General features: G+C 71.8%; 21 protein-coding genes. 11 read left to right on the top strand and 10 right to left on the bottom strand.

Annotated features, from left to right (window positions below; all coding sequences use genetic code 11):
- Window positions 1-107 precede the first annotated feature (107 nt).
- From ACFYZ8_RS18050 to ACFYZ8_RS18065, 4 genes are all read left to right on the top strand, one after another.
- On the top strand, window positions 108-1,922 hold the full coding sequence (locus ACFYZ8_RS18050) for an ABC transporter ATP-binding protein (protein ID WP_388530097.1): 1,815 nt from the start codon (window positions 108-110) through the stop codon (window positions 1,920-1,922).
- Complete coding sequence (locus ACFYZ8_RS18055) at window positions 1,919-3,700, top strand: ABC transporter ATP-binding protein (RefSeq protein WP_388530094.1); 1,782 nt, start codon at window positions 1,919-1,921, stop codon at window positions 3,698-3,700. The genes ACFYZ8_RS18050 and ACFYZ8_RS18055 overlap by 4 nt, the downstream gene beginning before the upstream one ends.
- Window positions 3,701-4,063: 363 nt before the next feature.
- Complete coding sequence (locus ACFYZ8_RS18060; protein WP_359036363.1) at window positions 4,064-4,534, top strand: DUF5709 domain-containing protein; 471 nt, start codon at window positions 4,064-4,066, stop codon at window positions 4,532-4,534.
- A 102-nt stretch (window positions 4,535-4,636) separates the two neighbouring features.
- Window positions 4,637-4,897, top strand: coding sequence for a type B 50S ribosomal protein L31 (locus ACFYZ8_RS18065; RefSeq protein WP_359036365.1), 261 nt, complete (start codon window positions 4,637-4,639; stop codon window positions 4,895-4,897).
- Window positions 4,898-4,920: 23 nt separating this feature from the next.
- On the opposite strand, the gene ACFYZ8_RS18070 is transcribed toward ACFYZ8_RS18065, so the two are convergent.
- On the bottom strand, window positions 4,921-5,715 hold the full coding sequence (locus tag ACFYZ8_RS18070) for a metal-dependent hydrolase (RefSeq protein WP_388530090.1): 795 nt from the start codon (window positions 5,713-5,715) through the stop codon (window positions 4,921-4,923).
- 145 nt (window positions 5,716-5,860) lie between these two features.
- Between ACFYZ8_RS18070 and ACFYZ8_RS18075 the strand changes: the two genes are divergently transcribed.
- The gene (locus tag ACFYZ8_RS18075; protein WP_388530087.1) at window positions 5,861-8,374 is read left to right on the top strand and encodes a DEAD/DEAH box helicase; all 2,514 of its coding nucleotides are present in this window, start codon (window positions 5,861-5,863) and stop codon (window positions 8,372-8,374) included.
- A gap of 73 nt (window positions 8,375-8,447) precedes the next feature.
- Window positions 8,448-9,314: an acyl-CoA thioesterase II gene (locus tag ACFYZ8_RS18080; protein WP_359036372.1), complete on the top strand. Its 867-nt coding sequence runs from the start codon at window positions 8,448-8,450 to the stop codon at window positions 9,312-9,314.
- 1 nt (window position 9,315) lies between these two features.
- On the opposite strand, the gene ACFYZ8_RS18085 is transcribed toward ACFYZ8_RS18080, so the two are convergent.
- Both ACFYZ8_RS18085 and ACFYZ8_RS18090 read right to left on the bottom strand, forming a co-directional pair.
- Window positions 9,316-10,197, bottom strand: coding sequence for a DUF6397 family protein (locus ACFYZ8_RS18085; RefSeq protein WP_388530084.1), 882 nt, complete (start codon window positions 10,195-10,197; stop codon window positions 9,316-9,318).
- A 125-nt stretch (window positions 10,198-10,322) separates the two neighbouring features.
- Window positions 10,323-10,736: a roadblock/LC7 domain-containing protein gene (locus ACFYZ8_RS18090; protein WP_359036376.1), complete on the bottom strand. Its 414-nt coding sequence runs from the start codon at window positions 10,734-10,736 to the stop codon at window positions 10,323-10,325.
- Between the two features lie 94 nt (window positions 10,737-10,830).
- Between ACFYZ8_RS18090 and ACFYZ8_RS18095 the strand changes: the two genes are divergently transcribed.
- On the top strand, window positions 10,831-11,259 hold the full coding sequence (locus tag ACFYZ8_RS18095; RefSeq protein WP_388530081.1) for a PPOX class F420-dependent oxidoreductase: 429 nt from the start codon (window positions 10,831-10,833) through the stop codon (window positions 11,257-11,259).
- 46 nt (window positions 11,260-11,305) lie between these two features.
- Here the strand turns inward: ACFYZ8_RS18095 and ACFYZ8_RS18100 are convergent, their stop codons facing one another.
- From ACFYZ8_RS18100 to ACFYZ8_RS18120, 5 genes are all read right to left on the bottom strand, one after another.
- Window positions 11,306-11,911 (bottom strand): ATP/GTP-binding protein, encoded by a 606-nt coding sequence (locus tag ACFYZ8_RS18100; RefSeq protein ID WP_355749842.1) that lies wholly within the window; start codon window positions 11,909-11,911, stop codon window positions 11,306-11,308.
- A 129-nt stretch (window positions 11,912-12,040) separates the two neighbouring features.
- On the bottom strand, window positions 12,041-12,454 hold the full coding sequence (locus tag ACFYZ8_RS18105) for a DUF742 domain-containing protein (protein ID WP_388530078.1): 414 nt from the start codon (window positions 12,452-12,454) through the stop codon (window positions 12,041-12,043).
- Window positions 12,455-12,476: 22 nt separating this feature from the next.
- Window positions 12,477-12,950 (bottom strand): roadblock/LC7 domain-containing protein, encoded by a 474-nt coding sequence (locus tag ACFYZ8_RS18110; RefSeq protein ID WP_388530075.1) that lies wholly within the window; start codon window positions 12,948-12,950, stop codon window positions 12,477-12,479.
- Window positions 12,947-15,472, bottom strand: coding sequence for a nitrate- and nitrite sensing domain-containing protein (locus ACFYZ8_RS18115; RefSeq protein WP_388530072.1), 2,526 nt, complete (start codon window positions 15,470-15,472; stop codon window positions 12,947-12,949). Before ACFYZ8_RS18115 ends, ACFYZ8_RS18110 begins: the two co-directional genes overlap by 4 nt.
- 61 nt (window positions 15,473-15,533) lie before the next feature.
- Window positions 15,534-16,307, bottom strand: coding sequence for an MHYT domain-containing protein (locus ACFYZ8_RS18120; protein ID WP_359036383.1), 774 nt, complete (start codon window positions 16,305-16,307; stop codon window positions 15,534-15,536).
- Window positions 16,308-16,460: 153 nt separating this feature from the next.
- On the opposite strand from ACFYZ8_RS18120, the gene ACFYZ8_RS18125 reads away from it, so the two are divergent.
- Window positions 16,461-17,060 carry a class I SAM-dependent methyltransferase gene (locus tag ACFYZ8_RS18125; protein ID WP_388530069.1) on the top strand — a complete coding sequence of 200 codons (600 nt, stop codon included), beginning with the start codon at window positions 16,461-16,463 and terminating at the stop codon, window positions 17,058-17,060.
- Between the two features lie 6 nt (window positions 17,061-17,066).
- Here ACFYZ8_RS18125 and ACFYZ8_RS18130 read toward each other — a convergent pair whose 3' ends face one another.
- Window positions 17,067-17,822 (bottom strand): alpha/beta fold hydrolase, encoded by a 756-nt coding sequence (locus tag ACFYZ8_RS18130; RefSeq protein WP_388530066.1) that lies wholly within the window; start codon window positions 17,820-17,822, stop codon window positions 17,067-17,069.
- A gap of 107 nt (window positions 17,823-17,929) precedes the next feature.
- Between ACFYZ8_RS18130 and ACFYZ8_RS18135 the strand changes: the two genes are divergently transcribed.
- From ACFYZ8_RS18135 to ACFYZ8_RS18145, 3 genes are all read left to right on the top strand, one after another.
- A complete protein-coding gene (locus ACFYZ8_RS18135; RefSeq protein ID WP_359036388.1) occupies window positions 17,930-18,463 on the top strand; it encodes a PadR family transcriptional regulator in 534 nt (177 codons plus the stop codon).
- 154 nt (window positions 18,464-18,617) lie between these two features.
- Window positions 18,618-18,914 carry a hypothetical protein gene (locus ACFYZ8_RS18140; RefSeq protein ID WP_359036390.1) on the top strand — a complete coding sequence of 99 codons (297 nt, stop codon included), beginning with the start codon at window positions 18,618-18,620 and terminating at the stop codon, window positions 18,912-18,914.
- Window positions 18,915-19,091: 177 nt separating this feature from the next.
- Complete coding sequence (locus ACFYZ8_RS18145) at window positions 19,092-20,162, top strand: hypothetical protein (RefSeq protein ID WP_388530062.1); 1,071 nt, start codon at window positions 19,092-19,094, stop codon at window positions 20,160-20,162.
- 53 nt (window positions 20,163-20,215) lie between these two features.
- On the opposite strand, the gene ACFYZ8_RS18150 is transcribed toward ACFYZ8_RS18145, so the two are convergent.
- Window positions 20,216-20,398 (bottom strand): hypothetical protein, encoded by a 183-nt coding sequence (locus ACFYZ8_RS18150; protein ID WP_359036394.1) that lies wholly within the window; start codon window positions 20,396-20,398, stop codon window positions 20,216-20,218.
- Window positions 20,399-20,549: the final 151 nt, after the last annotated feature.

Raw genomic sequence — 20,549 nt, forward strand, 5'->3', positions numbered from 1 at the left:
CCTGTTGCCTCCGACCACACTCTGCGGCGAACCTTTCACGGTTTGCAGCCGCCGTGTGCGGCTCCCTCCCACACCCCCTGACACGAGCCACTGGGACGTCACACGTCATGCAGATCCAAGACCTTCCGTATCCCGACCCGGGCGTGCCGGACGCACGCTCGGGCCCCCGGTTCCTGTGGTGGCTCTTCAGGAACCAGCTGGGCGGACAGCTCAAGTCACTGGCCTGGGGACTGCTGCACTTCCTCTCCGTCTCCGCGCTGCCCCTGTGTGTCGGCGTGGCCGTGCAGGCGGTCGTCGACCACTCCGGCCGCCGACTCGCCCTCGCCGGCGGCCTGCTGCTGCTGTGCTGCATCGGCAGCGCGCTCGGCGACACCTTCCTGCACCGCTCCGCCGTCACCAACTGGATCACGGCCGCCGCACGCGTCCAGCAGCTGCTGGCCCACAAGGCCGCGAACCTGGGCTCGGCGCTGACCCGGCGGGTCGCGGCCGGTGAGGTCGTGGCCGTCTCCACCGGCGACGTCGAGAAGATCGGCTGGTTCGTGGAGGCCTGGTCGCGGTTCACGGCGGCCGCGGTCACCATCGTCGTGGTCTGCGCCGGACTGGTCGTCTACCAGCCCGCGTTGGGCACGGTGGTCGCCGTGGGCCTGCCGGTCGTGGCGCTCGCGGCGCTGCCGCTGCTGCCCCGCGCGACCAGGCGCGCCGACTTCCAGCGGGAGAAGGCGGGCCGCGCCACCGAGCTGGCCTCCGACACCGTCGCCGGACTGCGGGTGCTGCGCGGCATCGGCGGCGAGGAACTCTTCCTCGACCGCTACCGCAAAGCCTCCCAGGAGGTCCGCCACGCGGCCGTGCGCAGCGCCCGGATGTGGTCGCTGATCGCGGCGATCCAGGTACTGCTGCCGGGACTGCTGCTGATCGCGGTCGTCTGGTACGGCGTCCACCTGGCCCGGCAGGGCCGCGTCGAGATCGGCGAACTGGTCGCGGTCTACAGCTCCGTGATGATCCTGACCTATCCGCTGCGGCACTTCGAGGAGATCGCCATGGCGTACTCCTTCTCCCGGCCCTCGGCCACGCGGGCCGCCCGGGTGCTGTCGCTGGAGCGGGCCACGTCCGCGGAGGGTTCGCTGGACACGGAGGAGGTGCCGTCCGGGGACCTGTACGACCCGGTCACCGGTCTGCTCGCCCCCTCGGGCCGGCTCACCGCGGTGGTGTGCGGTGATCCGGACGCGGCGGGGCTGCTGGCCGAGCGTCTCGGCGGCCACCCGTCGGAAGAGGGCACGTCGGTGCTGCTGGGCGGGGTGCCGCTGGACGAGCTGCCGCTCGTCTCGGCGCGCACGGCGGTCCTGGTCCAGGACAAGGACCCGGTCCTGCTCTCCGGGACCCTGCGCGAACTGCTCGACGTGCCCGCCTCGGGCGGCGTCGGCGCCGAGGATGCGCTCGCGGCCGCGCAGTGCGCCGACGTACTGGCCGCCCTGGTCCAGGGCTCCCTGGGTGCCGAGGACCCGATGGACGCGCGCATCACCGAGCGCGGGCGGTCCCTGTCGGGCGGCCAGCGCCAGCGGCTCGCCCTGGCCCGGTCCCTGTTCACGGACCCGGAGGTGCTCGTCCTGGACGAGCCGACCTCCGCCGTCGACTCGCACACCGAGGCACGGATCGCGCAAGCCGTACGGAACCTGCGGGCCGGGCGCACGACCGTGGTGTTCACCTCCTCGCCGCTGCTCCTGGACCACGCCGACCGCGTGGTGCTCGTGCACGAGGGCGAGGTCTCGGCGGTCGGCGTGCACCGCGAACTGGTGCGCAGGGAACCGCTGTACCGGGCGGTCGTCACCCGCGAGACGGACGAAGAGGCCGCGCTGCCGGAACCGGACGCGCTCGACGAGCACGACGTACTGCACGCACTGGAAGAGATCGAGGAGACAGCATGATCGGCGTGGCGCCACCGGCCTACGACCCGGCGGCACCGACGACGGCGAACACCCTGCCCGTCGGGGCCACCGCGACCGTACGCGCCTATGTGGCCGAACTGTTCCGTCGGCACCGCCGCGCCTTCGCGCTCCTCGTCGGCGTCAACACGGTCGCGGTCATCGCCTCGATGGTCGGGCCCTGGCTCCTCGGTGACCTCGTGGAGCGGGTGTCGGACGGGGCGCGGGAACTCCATCTGGAGCTCACGGTCGCTCTGTTCGTCGTCGCGCTGATCGTCCAGGCCGTGTTCGTACGGCAGGTACGGCTGCGCGGTTCGATGATCGGCGAGCGCATGCTGGCCGACCTGCGCGAGGACTTCCTCGTACGGTCGGTCGGCCTGCCGCCGGGTGTCCTGGAGCGGGCCGGGACCGGTGACCTGCTGTCCCGGATCACGACCGACATCGACCGGCTCGGCAACGCGATGCGCGAGGCCGTGCCACAGCTGGCTATCGGCGTGGTGTGGGCGGCTCTGCTGCTCGGCGGACTCGTGATCACCGCGCCGCCGCTGGCCGCCGCCGTGCTGCTCGCCCTGCCGGTCCTGGTGGTCGGCTGCCGCTGGTACTTCAAGCGGGCGCCGTCCGCCTACCGCTCGGAGGCCGCCGGATACGCCGCCGTGGCCGCGGCGCTCGCGGAGACCGTGGACGCCGGACGCACCGTCGAGGCCCACCGGCTCAGCCCGGCTCGCATCGAACTGTCGGAGCGGCGGATCAAGGAGTGGACCGCCTGGGAGCGCTACACCCTGTGGCTGCGGTCGGTGCTCTTCCCGTGCATCAACGTCAGTCACTTCATGATCCTTTCGTCGGTGCTGATGGTCGGCGGGGTGTTCGTCCTCCAGGGCTGGATCGGGGTCGGCCAGCTGACGACGGGCGCCCTGATCGCGCAGATGCTGGTCGACCCGGTCGGGCTGATCCTGCGCTGGTACGACGAGCTCCAGGTGGCCCAGGTGTCGCTGGCCCGGCTGGTCGGGGTCCGGGACATCGAGCCGGCCGAGGGAGACGCCGGGCTCGCTCCCGAGGGGCGGGACGTCCAGGCGGACCGGGTGCACTTCGGCTACTTGGAGGGCGTGGACGTCCTGCGCCAGGTCTCCCTGGAGGTCGCGCCCGGCACCCGGGTGGCGCTGGTCGGCCCCTCGGGCGCCGGCAAGTCCACCCTGGGCAGGCTCCTGGCCGGCATCTACGCGCCCCGGGAGGGCCGGATCACGCTCGGCGGAGCCGAACTGTCCCGGATGCCCGCCGAACGGGTCCGTGAGCATGTGGCCCTCGTCAACCAGGAGCACCACGTCTTCGTGGGCTCCCTGCGCGACAACCTCCTGCTCGCCCGGACGGACGCCACGGACGCCGAGCTCTGGGCGGCCCTCGGCGCGGTCGACGCGGACGGGTGGGCGCGGGCGCTCGACGACGGCCTCGACACCGAGGTCGGCTCCGGCGGCCTGACCGTCACCCCGGCCCAGGCCCAGCAGGTCGCGCTGGCCCGGCTGGTCCTGGCCGACCCGCACACGCTGGTCCTGGACGAGGCGACGTCGCTGCTCGACCCCCGTGCGGCCCGCCATCTCGAACGATCCCTGGCCCGAGTCCTGGACGGCCGCACAGTGGTCGCGATCGCCCACCGCCTCCACACCGCCCACGACGCGGACGTCATCGCCGTCGTGGAGAACGGCCGGATCAGCGAGCTGGGCAGCCACGAGGACCTGGTCGCGGCGGACGGGGCTTACGCGGGGTTGTGGAGGTCTTGGCATGGGTGAGGGGTGGGGGTGGGAGCCCCAGGGGTGAGGGAGCCTGACCGCGGGGGCACTCCGACTGGGCGGGGTGCCCCTGCTCCGACTCACCGAGCACCGGCCCACCCCTCCCCCTGCGCACCGCACTCCGGTACCCCCCCACCCCTGACCGCCCGAACCCACGCACACCCCACCCCCGCTCCAGCCGGCGCAGCGACCTCGTGCCGTTGCGCAGTGCCGAAAAGGGGTGCGAGGCTGGCAGCAGCACCGGCTCAGGGAGCGCTCGCGGACGGCACCGTCCGGCGGCGGGCGCGGCAAGTGCCCCGTGGGTCCGTGGTCCGCCCCGGGCCACGGCAGGACCGGGTCCGTCCCCTTCACCTGGAGGTAGCCGTGGACAGCTCCGACGGATGGGGAGACGACGTCTACCAGCCCGACGGATCCGAGATCCAGGACGACGCGGGTCTGCTCGACGCGGAGGACACCCTGGAGGACGACGGAGTCGGCGATCCCCTCGACCGCGGCTGGTCCCCGCCGGAGAGATCCTGGGCCGTGGAGCACAACGGTGTGACGGCCGCGGAGCGCCGGCAGGGCGAGACGCTGGACGAACGGCTCGCCGAGGAGCTGCCCGACCTCGTGCCCTTCGACGGCGACGGCATCGGCGACGTCGACGGCACCGACGGCGAACTTCTGGACAACGAGGTCGGCGCGATGCGTTCCGGCCGTCTCGTGGCCCCCGACGAAGGGGCTCACGAGGACGAGGAGAGCGCGCTGGTCGCCACGGACGTCGGCATCGACGGTGCCGCGGCGTCCGCGGAGGAAGCCGCGATGCACATCGTCGACGAGGAGTCCCTGTCCGGCTGACCCTCGCGGCCGACCGGCCCTCTCCACCGCCCGGACCGGCCCGCACCCCCCACCCACGCCTCGCACCCCGCCCCGCCCTCCCGCGCCACCGAAGGAGCAGCCATGCAGCAGGACAAGCACCCGGACTACCACCAGGTCGTCTTCCGCGACCGCTCCGCCGGCTACGCCTTCCTCACCCGGTCCACCGCCACCAGCGACCAGACCATCGAGTGGGACGACGGCGAGACCTACCCGGTGGTGGACGTGGAGATCTCCTCCGAGAGCCATCCCTTCTACACCGGCAAGGCGCGGACGGTGGACTCCGAGGGACGCGTGGCCGCATTCGAGCGACGGTACGGAAGCGGGACCGGTCAGGGCAGCTGACCGGGGACTCCGGCGGCCCGGCCTCAGATGAAGTTGAGGGCCGCCGCGCAGCCCACTCCCCCTAGGAGCATGAACGCCGGCATCAGCACCTTCAGCTCGACCCAGCTGCCGGCCCGGAAACGCATGACCTTCGGCGGGCCGATCGGGTACCAGCGCTTGCGGCCCACCGGGATCGGCCACAGGATCGGGCAGCCCGAGACCGTCAGCGCGTCCCCGATGTCGTGCACGAGGGCGCCCAGCACGACCGGCAGGCCCAGCCACAGGTACTCCTGGCCCGGCTGCGTGAACAGCCAGTCCGAGCCGTTGCCCGGCTTGTCCAGGACGCCCGCGACGATCCACGCGCTGGTCGCGGCCAGCAGCCAGACCAGGACGTCGGCGCTGGAGCCCCGGGTGGCCCGCCACAGCAGGCCCTCGATGGCCAGCACCATGTGCACGAACAGGATCGCCAGCACCGCCCAGCGGCCCCCGGTGATCGCCGCCACCGAGCAGCCCGCGCCGATCAGCACTGCCCACAGCCAGGTGTGGGTGAGCGTGCGGTGCCCGCCGGAGCGCCGCGGGTCGCCCTGCTTCTTGGTGGCCTTGTAGACGGCGTACGAGAGTTTGTCGACGATCTCGCACAGGGCCCGGGAGACCGGTCCGAAGGCCCGCGAGATCGTGGCCGCCTTGTGGTCGAGGTCGGGAGCGAGCGCGGCACCGGCGCAGATCAGGGCTCCGGCCAGCAGGACGGGCCACGGCATGGTGTGCCCCATGGCGGCGGCGGCCGCTCCTACGCCCAGCCAGGCCGCGGCGCCCGACAGTGAGTGTGCTGGTCCCATCATCGGCGTTGCCCGCCCCATTCCTCGTGTGCCACTGTCCAGTTGACCGGCTGCGCTGACGCTCCGTCGGCGACACAGCGTACTGGTCGTGATCTTCGGACTCGCATCCGATTCCCCCATCAGGCATCCGGGCAGGCAAGATGGGTGGGTGACCCTCATCGATCAGCTGCCGCCGACCGCCGACCCCGACGCCCTCTACGAAGCCTTCGAGTCGTGGGCCGAGGAGCGGGGTCTGACGCTCTACCCCCACCAGGAGGAGGCGCTGATCGAGGTGGTCTCCGGCGCGAACGTGATCGTGTCGACGCCCACCGGCTCCGGCAAGAGCATGATCGCGGCGGGTGCGCACTTCGCCGCCCTCGCCCGTGACGAGGTCACCTTCTACACCGCGCCCATCAAGGCGCTCGTGTCGGAGAAGTTCTTCGAACTGTGCAAGATGTTCGGCACGGAGAACGTCGGCATGCTGACCGGTGACGCCTCCGTCAACGCCGACGCCCCCGTCATCTGCTGCACCGCCGAGGTGCTGGCGTCGATCGCGCTGCGCGACGGCAAGAACGCGGACGTCGGCCAGGTCGTCATGGACGAGTTCCACTTCTACGCCGAGGCGGACCGCGGCTGGGCCTGGCAGATCCCGATCCTGGAGCTTCCCCAGGCGCAGTTCGTCCTGATGTCGGCCACGCTCGGCGATGTCTCGATGTTCGAGAAGGACCTGACCCGGCGCACGGGCCGGCCGACGTCGGTGGTCCGCTCGGCGACCCGTCCCGTCCCGCTCTCCTACGAGTACAAGTTCACCCCGCTCACCGAGACGCTGACGGAGCTCCTGGAGACCAGGCAGGCGCCGGTGTACATCGTGCACTTCACGCAGGCGCAGGCCGTGGAGCGGGCGCAGGCGCTGATGAGCATCAACATGTGCACGCGCGAGGAGAAGGACCAGATCGCCGAGCTGATCGGCAACTTCCGCTTCACCACCAAGTTCGGCCGCAACCTCTCCCGTTACGTGCGGCACGGCATCGGGGTCCATCACGCCGGCATGCTGCCCAAGTACCGGCGGCTGGTGGAGAAGCTCGCGCAGGCCGGTCTGCTGAAGGTCATCTGCGGCACGGACACCCTCGGCGTCGGTGTCAACGTGCCCATCCGCACAGTGCTGTTCACGGCCCTGACCAAGTACGACGGCAACCGCGTCCGCACCCTGCGCGCCCGCGAGTTCCACCAGATCGCGGGACGTGCGGGCCGGGCGGGCTTCGACACGGCGGGCTTCGTCGTCGCCCAGGCCCCCGAGCACGTCATCGAGAACGAGAAGGCCCTCGCCAAGGCGGGTGACGACCCGAAGAAGCGCCGCAAGGTCGTGCGCAAGAAGGCACCCGAGGGGTTCGTCGCCTGGTCGGAGAGCACCTTCGAGAAACTGATCGCCTCCGAGCCGGAGCCGCTGACGTCCCGCTTCCGGGTCACCCACACCATGCTGCTGTCGGTGATCGCCCGTCCCGGCAACGCCTTCGAGGCGATGCGGCACCTCCTGGAGGACAACCACGAGCCGCGCAAGCAGCAGCTGCGGCACATCCGGCGGGCGATCGCCATCTACCGCTCGCTGCTGGACGGCGGCATCGTCGAGAGGCTCGACGAGCCCGACGCCAGCGGTCGCATCGTCCGCCTCACCGTGGACCTCCAGCAGGACTTCGCGCTCAACCAGCCGCTGTCCACGTTCGCGCTCGCCGCGTTCGAGCTGCTCGACCCCGAGTCGCCGTCCTACGCCCTGGACATGGTGTCCGTCGTGGAGTCCACGCTGGACGACCCCCGGCAGATCCTCGTGGCCCAGCTGAACAAGGCGAAGGGCGAGGCCGTGGCCGCGATGAAGGCGGACGGTGTCGAGTACGAGGAGCGCATGGAACGCCTCCAGGACATCAGCTACCCGAAGCCTCTGGAGGAGCTCCTCTTCCACGCGTACGACACCTACCGCAAGAGCCACCCCTGGGTCGGCGACCATCCGCTCTCCCCGAAGTCCGTCATCCGCGACATGTACGAACGGGCGCTGACCTTCACCGAGTTGGTCTCCTTCTACGACCTCGCCCGCACCGAGGGCATCGTCCTTCGCTACCTCGCGAGCGCCTACAAGACGCTCGACCACAACATCCCGGACGACCTCAAGTCCGAGGATCTGCAGGACCTGATCGAGTGGCTCGGCGAGACGGTCCGCCAGGTCGACTCCAGCCTGCTGGACGAGTGGGAGCAGCTCGCCAACCCGGAGGAGATGACCGCCGAGGAGGCCCAGGAGAAGGCCGACGAGGTCAAGCCGGTCACCGCCAACGCGCGCGCCTTCCGGGTCCTGGTCCGCAACGCCATGTTCCGCCGCGTCGAACTCGCCGCCCTGGACCAGGTCGAGGAGCTCGGCGAGATGGACGGCGAGGCCGGCTGGGACGCCGACGCGTGGGGTGAGGCGATGGACAAGTACTGGGACGAGTACGACGACCTCGGCACCGGCCCCGACGCCCGCGGCCCCAAGCTGCTGCGAATCGAGGAGGAGCCGCAGAACCGGCTGTGGCGCGTCCGGCAGACCTTCGCCGACCCGAACGGCGACCACGACTGGGGCATCAGCGCCGAGATCGACCTCACCGCCTCCGACGCGGAGGGCCGCGCGGTCGTCCGGGTCACCGATGTCGGCCAGCTGTGAGCCACAGGGCAGCCGTGAGCCACAGGCCAGTTGTGATTCACAGGCCAGTTGTGAGCCAAGGAGAACTCCACCCATGACGAACCCGGCCGAGAGGCTCGTCGACCTGCTCGACCTGGAGCAGATCGAGGTCAACATCTTCCGTGGCCGAAGCCCGCACGAGTCCCTCCAGCGGGTCTTCGGCGGCCAGGTGGCGGGCCAGGCGCTGGTCGCCGCCGCCCGCACCACGGACGGTGAGCGCCCGGTGCACTCGCTGCACGCGTACTTCTTGCGCCCGGGCCGGCCGGGCGTACCCATCGTGTACCAGGTCGAGCGGGTGCGCGACGGGCGGTCGTTCACCACGCGCCGGGTCACCGCCGTGCAGCAGGGCCGCACGATCTTCAATCTCACCGCCTCCTTTCACAAGCCTGAGGAAGGACCCTTCGAGCACCAGTTGCCGCCCGCCCGGAAGGTCCCGGACCCGGAGTCGCTGCCGAGGGTCGGCGACGAGATCCGGGAGCATCTGGGCGAACTGCCCGAGCAGTTGGAGCGGATGGCACGCCGCCAGCCCTTCGACATCCGCTACGTGGACCGGTTGCGCTGGACCGCCGAGGAGGTCAAGGACGCCGAGCCGCGCAGCGCGGTGTGGATGCGCGCGGTCGGGCCGCTCGGGGACGACCCGGTCGTGCACACCTGCGCGCTGACCTACGCGAGCGACATGACCCTCCTGGACGCCGTCCGCCTGCCGGTCCAGCCCCTGTGGGGCCCGCGGAGCTTCGACATCGCCTCCCTGGATCACGCCATGTGGTTCCACCGGCCCTTCCGCACCGACGAGTGGTTCCTGTACGACCAGGAGTCACCGATCGCGACCGGCGGACGCGGGCTCGCCCGTGGCCGGATCTACGACCTGGAGGGACGTCTGCTGGTGTCGGTCGTCCAGGAGGGGCTGTTCCGGCCGCTGTAGCTCAGGCGCTTCTGCGCCGGAGCCGGCCCAGCAGGCCGCGGGACGGTTCCCGGGGTGCCGGCTCCTCGGGCGGTGGGGCGGAAGGTGTCTGCCGGGCGGCGGGGCGTGGCGCTGGACGGAACCGTCGCGCGTCCTCAAGGGCGCGGGCCAGTTCGGTCCTCAGCCATGCGATCTCGGCCGGGTCGTCCGCCGTCATGATCTTCTCGATGAGGTGCGCGGCGGGCGAGCCCGGCGCTCCGTGCGCGGGCGGCCCGGGCCGGAAACGGCCCAGGTGGGACCGCTCGTAGGGGTCCGGGACCAGTTCCGCGATCTGGACGGGGTCGAGGAAGGCGGCGAGGGCGCCGGCGCTCTCCCAGGGGTCCTCGGCGAGGCGCAGCAGGAATCCGCGGTGGCGGCCGCGCCAGTTGCGGGCCCGCAGGTCGACACCTTCGTCCAGCATGTCGCGCAGTCCCTCGGGCATGCGCCGTACGGTCAACAGCGGGGTGTTCTCCTCGACCGTCGTGAACTCCTCGAGTTCGTCGGCCAGATACAGCCACACGACGGCCCGGTACCGGTTCAGATAGAAGCGCACCGGCGAGAACAGGCCTAGGCGCGCCAGGCGGGTGAACCTGCCGACGGGGATGTCCATGACCTCCGCGCCCTCGGTGGTGCTCACGAGCCGTACACGTTGGCGCAGTGAGTCGGGAAAGCCGCCCGCGGACCGCACCCGGTCGATCTCGGCACGCGTGACGCGCCGCCCTCCGCCCCCTTCGTCGGGCACCGTCCGGATCTGGCCGAGATGCACGGCGAGGTCGAACTCGCCTCGCTTGAGGCCCAGTTCGCGTGCGGCGCGGCTGGGCGTGTAGTCATGGCGCCGGAGTTGGGTGATCGTACTGCTCGACATGGTCGCTTCCCCCGTGGAGTCGTCGCTCACGCTGTGTGCGCTCGCCGTGACAGAAACCGTAGCCGCTGGGGCGAGATGCGTGGCGAGCCTGTGGATAACTCCGCGGGGGCCGATGAATGCGCAGGTCAGAGCTCTGGCGCCGGGCTCCGCTCGGGCTGGCGGGCGTCCACGTCCAGGTGCTCGCCGACCCGGTTGACGAGCAGCGTCATCTCGTAGGCGATCTGGCCGATGTCGGCGTCGGAGCCGCTGAGCACGCACAGACAGCTGCCGGTGCCCGCCGCGGTGACGAACAGCACCGCGTCGTCGAACTCGATCATCGTCTGCCGTACCCTGCCCGCGCCGAAGTGGCGCCCCGAGCCCTTGGCGAGGCTGTGCAGTCCGGACGAGACGGCCGCGAGGTGTTCCGCGTCCTCTCGACGCAGTCCCGTGCTGGCGCCCGTCACCAGCCCGTCGTTGGACAGCACCAGCGCGTGGCGGACGTGGTCGACTCGCTCGGTCAGATCGTCCAGCAGCCAGCCGAGTCCCTGCTTCTCCGGCATGTGTCCCGTCTCCCCGTGTGACGTCTCCCCCCTGCCCGGAGGATCTCCCGCAAGCCTTCCCCACGACCGTCAACGGGGCAAGGAGAATGGGGACATGGCACAGAAGATGACCGATGAGCAATGGCGGGAGTTCGTCTCGCACGGCACCCGCACCGGCAAGTTGTCGACCGTCCGGGCCGACGGGAGCCCGCATGTGGCGCCTGTCTGGTTCGTACTCGACGGCGACGACCTGGTGTTCAACACCGGCAAGACGACCGTGAAGGGGCGCAACCTGGCGCGGGACGGCCGTGTCGCCCTGTGCGTGGACGACGCCCGGCCGCCCTTCGCCTATGTGGTGTTGCAGGGCCAGGCCCGGCTGTCGGAGGACCTCGACGAGGTCCGGCACTGGGCCGGCCGGATCGGGGCGCGGTACATGGGCGAGGAGCGGGCCGAGGAATTCGGTGCCCGCAACGGCGTTCCCGGGGAACTCCTCGTCCGCGTGAAGATCGACAAGGTGCTGGCGGAGAAGGACCTCGCGGATTGAGGCCGTCGCGGAGCGAGGGGCCGGAGGGCCCGCCCCTCGCCCGCGGTCAGCCCACCGAGTCGAGCAGCCGGGCGGTGTGCATCCGCCCGGCGTACTCCACCAGCCGGATCAGCACCTCCTTGCCCGAGTCGCGGTCCCGCGCGTCGCACAGCACCACGGGGGTTCCCTGGTCGAGGTCGAGGGCGCGCGAGACGTCGTGGGCACCGTAGGTCCGGGCGCCGGCGAAGCAGTTGACGGCCACCACGAACGGGATGTGCCGGTGCTCGAAGTAGTCCACGGCCGGGAAGCAGTCCTCCAGGCGCCGGGTGTCGGCGAGGACGACGGCGCCCAGGGCCCCTTGCGACAACTCGTCCCACAGGAACCAGAAGCGGTCCTGGCCCGGGGTGCCGAAGAGGTAGAGGGACAGGCCGGAGCGGATGGTGATGCGCCCGAAGTCCATGGCGACAGTGGTGGTGACCTTCTGGTCCACACCGTCGGTGTCGTCCACCAACTGGCCCGCCTCGCTGAGCAGTTCCTCCGTGCGCAGCGGCCTGATCTCGCTGACCGCGCCCACCAGGGTGGTCTTGCCCACGCCGAACCCGCCGGCGACCAGTATCTTCAGCGCGAGGGCGGTCGGCTCGCCGCCCTGGGCGTCGGAGTTCTCGGAGACCATCGATCACTTCTCTCGGGAGGGCCGGCAACGGGCGGCGACGTCGGCGGAGGGTCGTGAAATCAGCAGCATGACAACTGGGGCTCCCCTTCGGGGCGTTCGACCGCTTATTGCCTGGTTCTGAACGTTCATCTACAGCGCCCGGAGCCCTTCGATCACCTCGCGCAGAATCCGTTCGTCGGGCAGCTGCGCGGGCGGTACCGGGCGGCTGACGGTGACACAGCCGAGTTCCAGGAGGTCGCCCAGGAGCACCCTGACCACGCCCACGGGCAGGTCGGCGCCCGCGGAGAGTTCCGCCACCGACTGCGTCTCCGTGCGGCACAGGTCGATCAGGGACCGGTGTTCCGGTCCGAGCGCCGTGTCGTCGGCGACTCCGGGCGCGCCCACGTCCAGGGTGACGAGGGCGATCAGGTCGAAACGCACTCCGGTGGGGCCGGGTCTGGTGCGTCCGCCGGTCATCGCGTAGGGGCGCACGAGGGGCCCGGCCTCGCCGTCGTACCACTGGCTGCCCTGTTCGTACGGGACGCCCGCCATGTCCTCGGTCATCCGAGCCGACCGCCCTTCGCTCTCATCCCGCGGCGGGCGGGCGCGCGCCCACGCGCGGCGGCGTGTAGAGGTGCTCGCCGACCCTCTTGACCAGCCGTGCCATCTCGTAGGCGACCAGGCCTATGTCCGCGGTGACGGCGGTGAGGACGGCGAGACAGGAGCCGTCTCCCGCGGCGGCCACGAACAGGAACCCGTCGTCCATCTCGACCATGGTCTGGCGCACTCCCCCGGCTCCGAAGTGCCGGCCCGCGCCCTTGGCCAGGCTGTGGAAGCCGGAGGAGACCGCGGCGAGGTGTTCCGCGTCCTCACGGCGCAGGTCCGTCGAGGCGCCCACGGCGAGGCCGTCGTTGGAGAGCACCACGGCATGCCGCACCTCGCTCACGCGCAGCACCAAGTCGTCCAGCAGCCAGTCGAGTTCGCCGGACCGCCCCCACTCCCGGTTTCGTTCGAGCGGGGGGACCCCCATGTCGGCCCTCATGCTCGGGTCCTGGGTCATCCTCGGTCTCCTTCGCTGCTGTCTCTGCCCGCTGGGGAATCTGGGGTGGCACCGCGGCCCGGCTGCCTGCCGCCGCCGCGCGCCCAGCCGTCTCGGTAGGCCGCCATCCGGTCCCGTACGACTTCGGGGGTACGGCCGTCGTCGCCCCTGGGGGCGGCTGCCGGGGCCGGTTCCTCCGAGCGTTGTCCGCGCAGCTGGGGCGCGAGGCTCGCCTGCCGTACCCGTCGGGGCAGGTCTTCGGACTCCTCTGGCCCTTCGGGCGGCCGGTGCAGGCGCAAGGCGGTGACTCCGGAGGGCGGGGTGTCGGCCGTTCCCCGGTCGGCCGCGGCGGTCAGGGGAGCCACCAGGGCGGGCCGCTCGGCCGGGGCGGGGACGGAGTCCTGGTCCCGTTCGGCGGCGGACACGCGCGCGTACTCGCGTTCCATGAGCCGTTCCCGGTCCGCGGTCTTCGCGGGGGAACGTTCCGCCGCCTTGATGTGCAGCAGTGCCGTGGGCAGCAGGACCACGGCGGTGGTGCCGCCGTAGGGCGACGTGCGCAGGTGCACCTTGATGCCGTGCCGGGCGGCGAGCCTGCTGACCACGAACAGGCCGAGCCGGTCGCTGTCGAACAGGTCGAGTGCCTCGGACTGCTCGATGCGGCGGTTGGCCTCCGCGAGGGTCTCCTTGCCCATGCCCAGGCCGCGGTCCTCGACCTCGACGGCGTAACCGTTGCCCACCGGTTCGCCGGTGACACGCACGCGTGTGTGCGGCGGTGAGAACTGGGCGGCGTTCTCGATGATCTCGGCCAGCAGGTGGGTGAGGTCGGCGACCGCCGCGCCGACCACGGACGCGTCGGGCAGCTGGCGTACCTCGACGCGCGCGTAGTCCTCGACCTCGGAGACGGCCGCACGGACGACGTTGGTCAGCGACACCGGCATGCGCCAGGCGCGGCCGGGTGCCGCTCCGGAGAGGATGATCAGGCTCTCGGCGTGGCGGCGCATGCGGGTGGTGAGGTGGTCGAGCCGGAAGAGGTCGCTCAGTTCGTTCGGGTCGTCGGAGCGGCGTTCCATGCTGTCGAGGAGGCTCAGCTGGCGGTGGACGAGGACCTGGCTGCGGCGGGCGAGGTTCACGAAGACCCCGGAGATGCCGCTGGCGAGTTCGGCACGCTCCACGGCGGCCCGCAGCGCGGCCCGGTGCACGGTGGCCAGGGCCTCGGCGACCTGGCCTGCCTCGTCCTCCGCGGGCGGTCCTGGCGGGGCCTCGGAGCGGATGTCGATCTCGTCGCCGGCACGCAGCCTCCCCATGGCTTCGGGGAGTTTGCGGCGGGCGATCTCGAGGGCGCTGTTGCGCAGGCTCACGAGCTCGACGACCAGGCCGCGTCCGATGCGTACGGAGATGACGAGCGAGGCGGCGACGGCGATCAGGCCGAGCAGGACCGCGGCCCCGGCCGGGGTGAGCAGGCCCCGGGTGAACGGGTCGGCCCGGTGGGCGACCCCGCTGCCCGCCGCCTTCTCGACGGCCCGCATGCCTGTCTGCACGCGCGTGTGTGCCGCCTGCCAGGTGGCCTCCGGTGTCGATTCGACGGCGCGGGCGCCGGGGGCGGCGGCGAGTGTCCGGTCCTCTGCTGCGGTCACGGTGGCGTAGGCGCCGCTGCCGGCGACTTTCCGCCAGGCGGCACGGTCGGAGCCGCGCAGATCGGCCACGGCGCCCTCGGTGAGGGCGCGGCGGGTGTCGACGGCCCCGGTGAACAGCCGCAGCCGCTCACCGGCCAGGACGCCCGCCAGGCGCGCGCTGGACAGTACGACGTCCTCCTGGGCCAGCGACTCGCCCGCACGGGAGAATTCCAGCAGCACGCGCGCGTCGGAGCCGAGTTCGGCGTCCTGGATGCCGGTGAGGGCACCGCCCACCGCGAAGGCGCCGGCGATCGTCCTGGTGTAGCGGCCGTACGTCTCGTCCCATCCGGCGCTGCGGTCGAGCACGGCGGCGCGCAGGGAGCGCAGTTGCTCGGCGCCGGTCACGAACGCTTCGAGCCGCTGGGCGACCCCGGCGGGCAGTTCCTCGCTGTCGGCGACGGTGTTGTCGTCGCCGAGCCGCAGTCGTGCCACGGCCCGGTCGGTGCGTCCGGCGAGCCCGCGGAGTTCGTCGCTCTGCGCGGCGGACGGGTCGGTCGCGTAGCGGACGGCCGCGGCACGTTCCGCCTGGAGCGCGGTCACGGCGTCGGCGACGGGAGAGCGGACGGCGTCGTCCACGCGCTGCAACTGCCGCAGCCGGGACACGTCCTGGGCGGTGCTGACGGTGGCGTACGCCCACAGGGCGAGCAGCGACACGACGGGCACCATGAGCAGGCAGACGATCTTGGCGCGGACGGTGCGGGGGCGTATCCGCCAGTGTCCCGCGCGCGCGGGTATGTCCTCGGACGGGGGGCCCACGGGGTCGTCAGGACTTTCGTCGGCCGGTGGTCCGGCGTGCGCGCGACGCCCGCGCGCGGGTGTCTGGTCCGGCGTCTCGGCGCCGGCTGTGGGGGTCCTACGCGATGTACGCATGGCCTCCTCGCTCGGGAGTGGTTCGGGGGCGTGTCGTCGGGCGTCCGGCCCGGATCCGCCGCTAGGAGGGGACGCTCTCGATCGTGCGCTGGGCCGAGGCCGATGCCTCGCGCTCTCCTGTCGTGGGCGACAGTGCGACGAAGGCCGAGGTCAGGAACAGGTAGGAGCCGAGTCCGACGGCGAGCGGGAAGATGAACTGCATCGCCGTGGCGCCGGGCAGGACGTCGCCGGAGGGCGAGACCCGCACGCTCACCGCGAACATCCCGGTGTAGTGCATGCTGCTGACCGCGGCGCCCATGATCAGGGAGGCGATGGTGACGGCGACGGGCGACTTGATGTTGAGCGCCGCCCACAGGGCCGCCGTCGCCGCCACGACGGCGATGAGGACGGAGAGTCCGACGAGCACCGGGTCGTAGTGGACGCCGCCGTGCAGCCGTACCGCGGCCATGCCCAGGTAGTGCATGCTCGCCACGCCCAGGCCGGTGGTGAGTCCGCCCAGGAAGAGCGCGCGGACCCGGTCACGGCTGTAGCCGACGGCGAAGACCCCGGCGGAGACGACGACCATCGCGACCAGGAGGCTCGCGATGGTCAGCGGTACGTCGTAGCGGATGTCGGTACCGCTGACACTGAAACCGAGCATGGCCACGAAGTGCATGGTCCAGATGCCGGTTCCGATGGCCGAGGCCGCGGTGATGAGCCAGTTGCGGCGTGAACGTCCGGTGGCTCCGAGCGCGCGCATGGTGCAGCGCAGGCCGAGCGCGGCGCCGATGCAGGCCATGACGTACGACAGTGTGGGCGTCAGCCAGCCCAGGGCTGCGTGGTCCAGGTGTCCCATGGCCAAGGGACGCTAGTCGGGGCAGGGGCGCACAAAGAGGGCGCATTTCGAAAGGTGTCACAATATGGCGCAGATGTGCAGCTGAACGATCGCGTCACGCTCGAACGTGTGCACACGAGCCCTCATCCGTGTCGGTGAGGGATCATGCGGAACATGAGCGACGACCACACACACGTTCAGGAGTTCTTCTCGGCTCGCGCCGCCGACTGGGACAGCCGGTTCCCGGACGACGGTCCGGCCTACGCCGCCGCGGTCGCCGAACTCGGCTTGCGCGAGGGTGACCGGGTGCTCGACGCGGGCTGCGGCACCGGGCGGGCCCTGCCGCCCCTACGGGCGGCCGTGGGGGCCTCCGGAGTGGTCGTGGGGGCCGATCTGACCCCGGCCATGCTGGAGGCCGCCGTACGGGCCGGGCGGGACCGGTACGGGCGGCTGCTGCTCGCCGACGTGGCCGCGCTGCCGCTCCGCTCCCGGTCGCTCGACGCCGTGTTCGGAGCGGGCCTGATCTCCCATCTGCTCGACCCGGCCGGGAATCTGAGCGAGTTGGCCCGGGTGGTGCGGCCCGGCGGCGTCCTCGCCCTGTTCCACCCGATCGGCAGGGCGGCACTGGCCGCACGCCAGGGACGGCAGATCACCCCGGCGGATCTGCGCGCGGAGACCAATCTCCGCCCCCTGCTGGCCGGTTCGGGCTGGCGTATGACGTCGTACGCCGACGAGGACGCCCGCTTCCTGGCTCTGGCCGTCCGCGAGGGCTGACCGCGCTCACTGCGTCCCGGCGACCGCCGCCACGAAGGCGTCCGGGTTGTCGAACATGACGTTGTGCCCGGCGCCGGGGACGGTCACCACGCGCACGCCTGCCGCCTCCAGCGCCTCTCGCCCGTCCAGTTCGCCGCTGAGCTCGCCCTGGAGATACACGCGGTCGACCGGCAGGGCTTCGAGGATCGCGCGCATCATGGGGGCCGATCCGCGCCGGAGCCCGGCCGCGCTGCGGTGCAGGGCGCGGGGGTCGGCCAGCCGCATGGTGGCCGCCCACAGCGGGCCGGCCTTCTCGAGCACGCGCGTGTGGGCGCCCGCGACGAAGTCGTCCTCGTCGTGGGCGGCGATCCAGGTGCTGCCCGCCGTGGCGGGAGGTGAGGCGTCGAGGTTGGCCTCCGTGAGGACCAGCCGGGAGACGAGCTCGGGCCGTCGATGGGCGAGCACGAGCGCGACGGAGCCGCCCATGCTGTGCGCGATCAGCTCGGCGCCGGTCACGCACGCGGCGTCCAGCGCGACCGCCAGGGCGTCCGCGTGGTCCTCCAGCGTGTATCCGAAGTGATCGGGGCGGTCACTGACCCCGTGTCCGGGCAGGTCGACGAACAGGCTGCGCCGACCCGTGAGTTCGGGCCGGGCCGCGATGTGCGCGTGATAGACGGTCGAGATCGATCCCAGGCCGTGCACGTACACGCGTGCCGGCTCCTCGCCGGGCGTCTCGGTCCAGCGGACGCAGCTTCCCTTGCCGTCGAACTCGGCCTGCCTCATGTGCCCTCCCTGGGTGAGTCGTCCAGAACAATACATCGGAGACGATGTATTGCGGGAGCGATGTACAGCAGCAGGGATGTACAGCGTCGATGCGGCAGAATGCGTGCATGCTGGAGCTCGCCATCCTCGGATTCCTCTACGACACCCCGCTGCACGGCTACGAGCTGCGCAAGCGCCTCACGGCGCTGGCGGGTCACGTGCGTCCCGTGGCCGAGAGCACGCTGTATCCGGCGATCAAGCGGCTGGAGAAGGCGGAGCTGCTGGCGCGTGCGACGGAACCGGGTGCCGTGGCCGCACCTCGCCATGTCCTGACGCTCACGGACGAAGGCCGCCGGGAGTTGCGCCGACGGCTCGCCGAACCAGCCGCGCGGGACATCACCGACGAGAACCGCTGGTTCACGGTGCTCGCCTTCCTCCGGCACCTGGACGACCCCGACGCGCAGGCGGCCGTACTGCGGCGCCGGCTCGCCTTCCTGGAGGAGCCCGCGAGCTTCTTCTACGAGGGCGACCGGCCGCTGAGCGCGGAGGAGTTGGACGACCCCTTCCGGCGCGGTGTGCTGACCATCGCCCGCGCCACGTCCCGGGCGGAGCTCGGTTGGCTGCGGGAGACGATCACGTCGCTCGACGCCGCCTCCGCGTAGCCGTCGACCTGCCGCCGGCGGTCGCCACCGGAGCGGGTGATGACCGCTCACGACGCGACGGCCCCCTTCTGCGGCCAGGGCTCCAACTCTACGTTGGGTAGCAGAAGATGAACGTTGGTCAGGACCGCCGTCACACAGGGGGAAGGTGATCGACATGTGGGGAAAGATCCGCAAGTCCAGCACCAGGTTCGTCAATGCGTTGCGTACCGAGACGCCCACCGGCCGGGAATCCCGTACGCACAACCTGTTCGAGGCCGCTGCCGCGTACGTCTCGGCCTGCGCGGAGGACGACCAGGACCGGATCGACGAGGCCTCGGCCTGGGTCTCGCCCGAGGCGCTGTCGTTCGGGGTCAACGAGCTGGCGTGTCGCGCCGTCATCGCCCTCGCGCGGGAGCGCGACGAGTCTCCGCGTACGGTGGCACGCGCGCTCCTCGGACTGCCGGCGGCCTGACCGGTCGGCGGCAGGCCGGCGAAGGGGGCGGGCCGGCGAAGGGGGCGGGCAAGAGAGGGTCGATTCGCCCCTGTCCAGCCGGAAAACTGCAGCTCCGGGTGTACTTGCGAGTCGTGACAAGCGCCTTCTCCGCACACTAGGGTGCGCGCCGTTGGACGAACGGATGGGGAGGCTGGGATGGCCGGGACGGACGAGGACGCCGTCGCCGCCGCGGACGACGCGCTCTATGTGCTGACGGCGGTGCTGCTGACGCCGGCGAAGTTCCCGAGCGTGCTGGGCGACGACTATCCGGAGGCCTGTGCGGCGCTCGGGCTGGCGCCGCGGGCCGACGGGTACGGCCTGGTGATCGGGCAGGACGGCAGCGGCGCCCGGTGGACCGTCGTCGTCGACGACGTCTCGCTGGTCGCCGTCGCCATCGCGTCCTGGGACTGCGGCATGGAGTACGACCTGTCGCCGGACGAGCGCACGATCGTGGCCGCCCTGCCGGGCTGGCCGCTCGCGGTCGCCGTCGCCGCGCCCGGTGTGCCGGCACCGCACGACCCCGATCCCGAAACCGCCGACGGTCCGGTTCTGACGCCGCCGGACACATCGACGTGGGGATCCGCCCAGCGGCGTCTCGGGGCCGACGAGATCGCGCTGCGGTGGGCGATATGGCGCGAGCAGATCGACGACACGGTCTTCCGCAACCCGAACGTCGGGTCCGCGGTGGGCGACGAGGACGCTGTCGGCGGGACCGCGGAGGGCGTGACGACGAACGGCTCGACCAGGGACGGCCTGAGCAGCGACGGCGACGCCTCGGCCCGTGACACCTCGGGGCGCCAGGCCCCGGGCGACGAGGCCGCGCTGAGCAGGACAGGCGCGGACAGCGCTGCTGAAGGAAACGGGGCCGCACCGGGCACGGCTGCGGGAGACGGCGCTGCGAGACGCACGGCCGCGGGAGACGGCGCTGCGGGAGCAGGCACGCAGGAGGCCCCCAAGGGCCACAGCGGCGTCCGGCGCGTCCTCGCGGAGGCCCGCGCCTACGTGAACTCGCCGCCGCCCCTCGGACGGGTCCGGTCGTCCTTCGCGCCCGGCGACGCGCGGACGCTGCGCGCCGACGGTCCCGGCTGGTCGCTGGTGGCCAGGACCGACGACATCGCGTTCGTGCTCCTCGACGACGAGCCCGGGGAGGTCCTGCCGGTGGGCCGGGGCCCCGAGCTGCCGGGGCTGCTGGAGGCGCTCGACAAGATGGCCGTACGTCCCAGCTGAGCCGCCGCGCCGCACCGCCCGGGCCTGCCGTGCTCCCGGCCGGTGCGGGTGCGTCAGCGGCCGAGTTCCTTGCGGGTGACGCGGCGCAGCCTGCGCCGCTGTGAGGGGTCCAGGGTGAGGTACGCGGCGGCCGGGACTCCCAGGACGATCAGGAATGCGGCCCACCAGGGCAGCCAGATCAGCAGGAGCAGCCCGACCGCCACTCCCCCTGCGGCGATCTTCGCGTTCTTCGACATGTGCGTCGCCTCCTTCGCGGCGGTTGCCGCTCTCTGTCCAGCAAAACGGGTCCACGCCTCCCGCAGTTCCGATTCGCGACCCTGAGACATCCCTGAGACCTCGCCCTGAGACACCCCGGACGCGCGCCTCCTGACGCCTCATGGCGGTCGC

The sequence above is a fragment of the Streptomyces sp. NPDC001668 genome (assembly GCF_042893155.1).
Classification (GTDB): domain Bacteria; phylum Actinomycetota; class Actinomycetes; order Streptomycetales; family Streptomycetaceae; genus Streptomyces.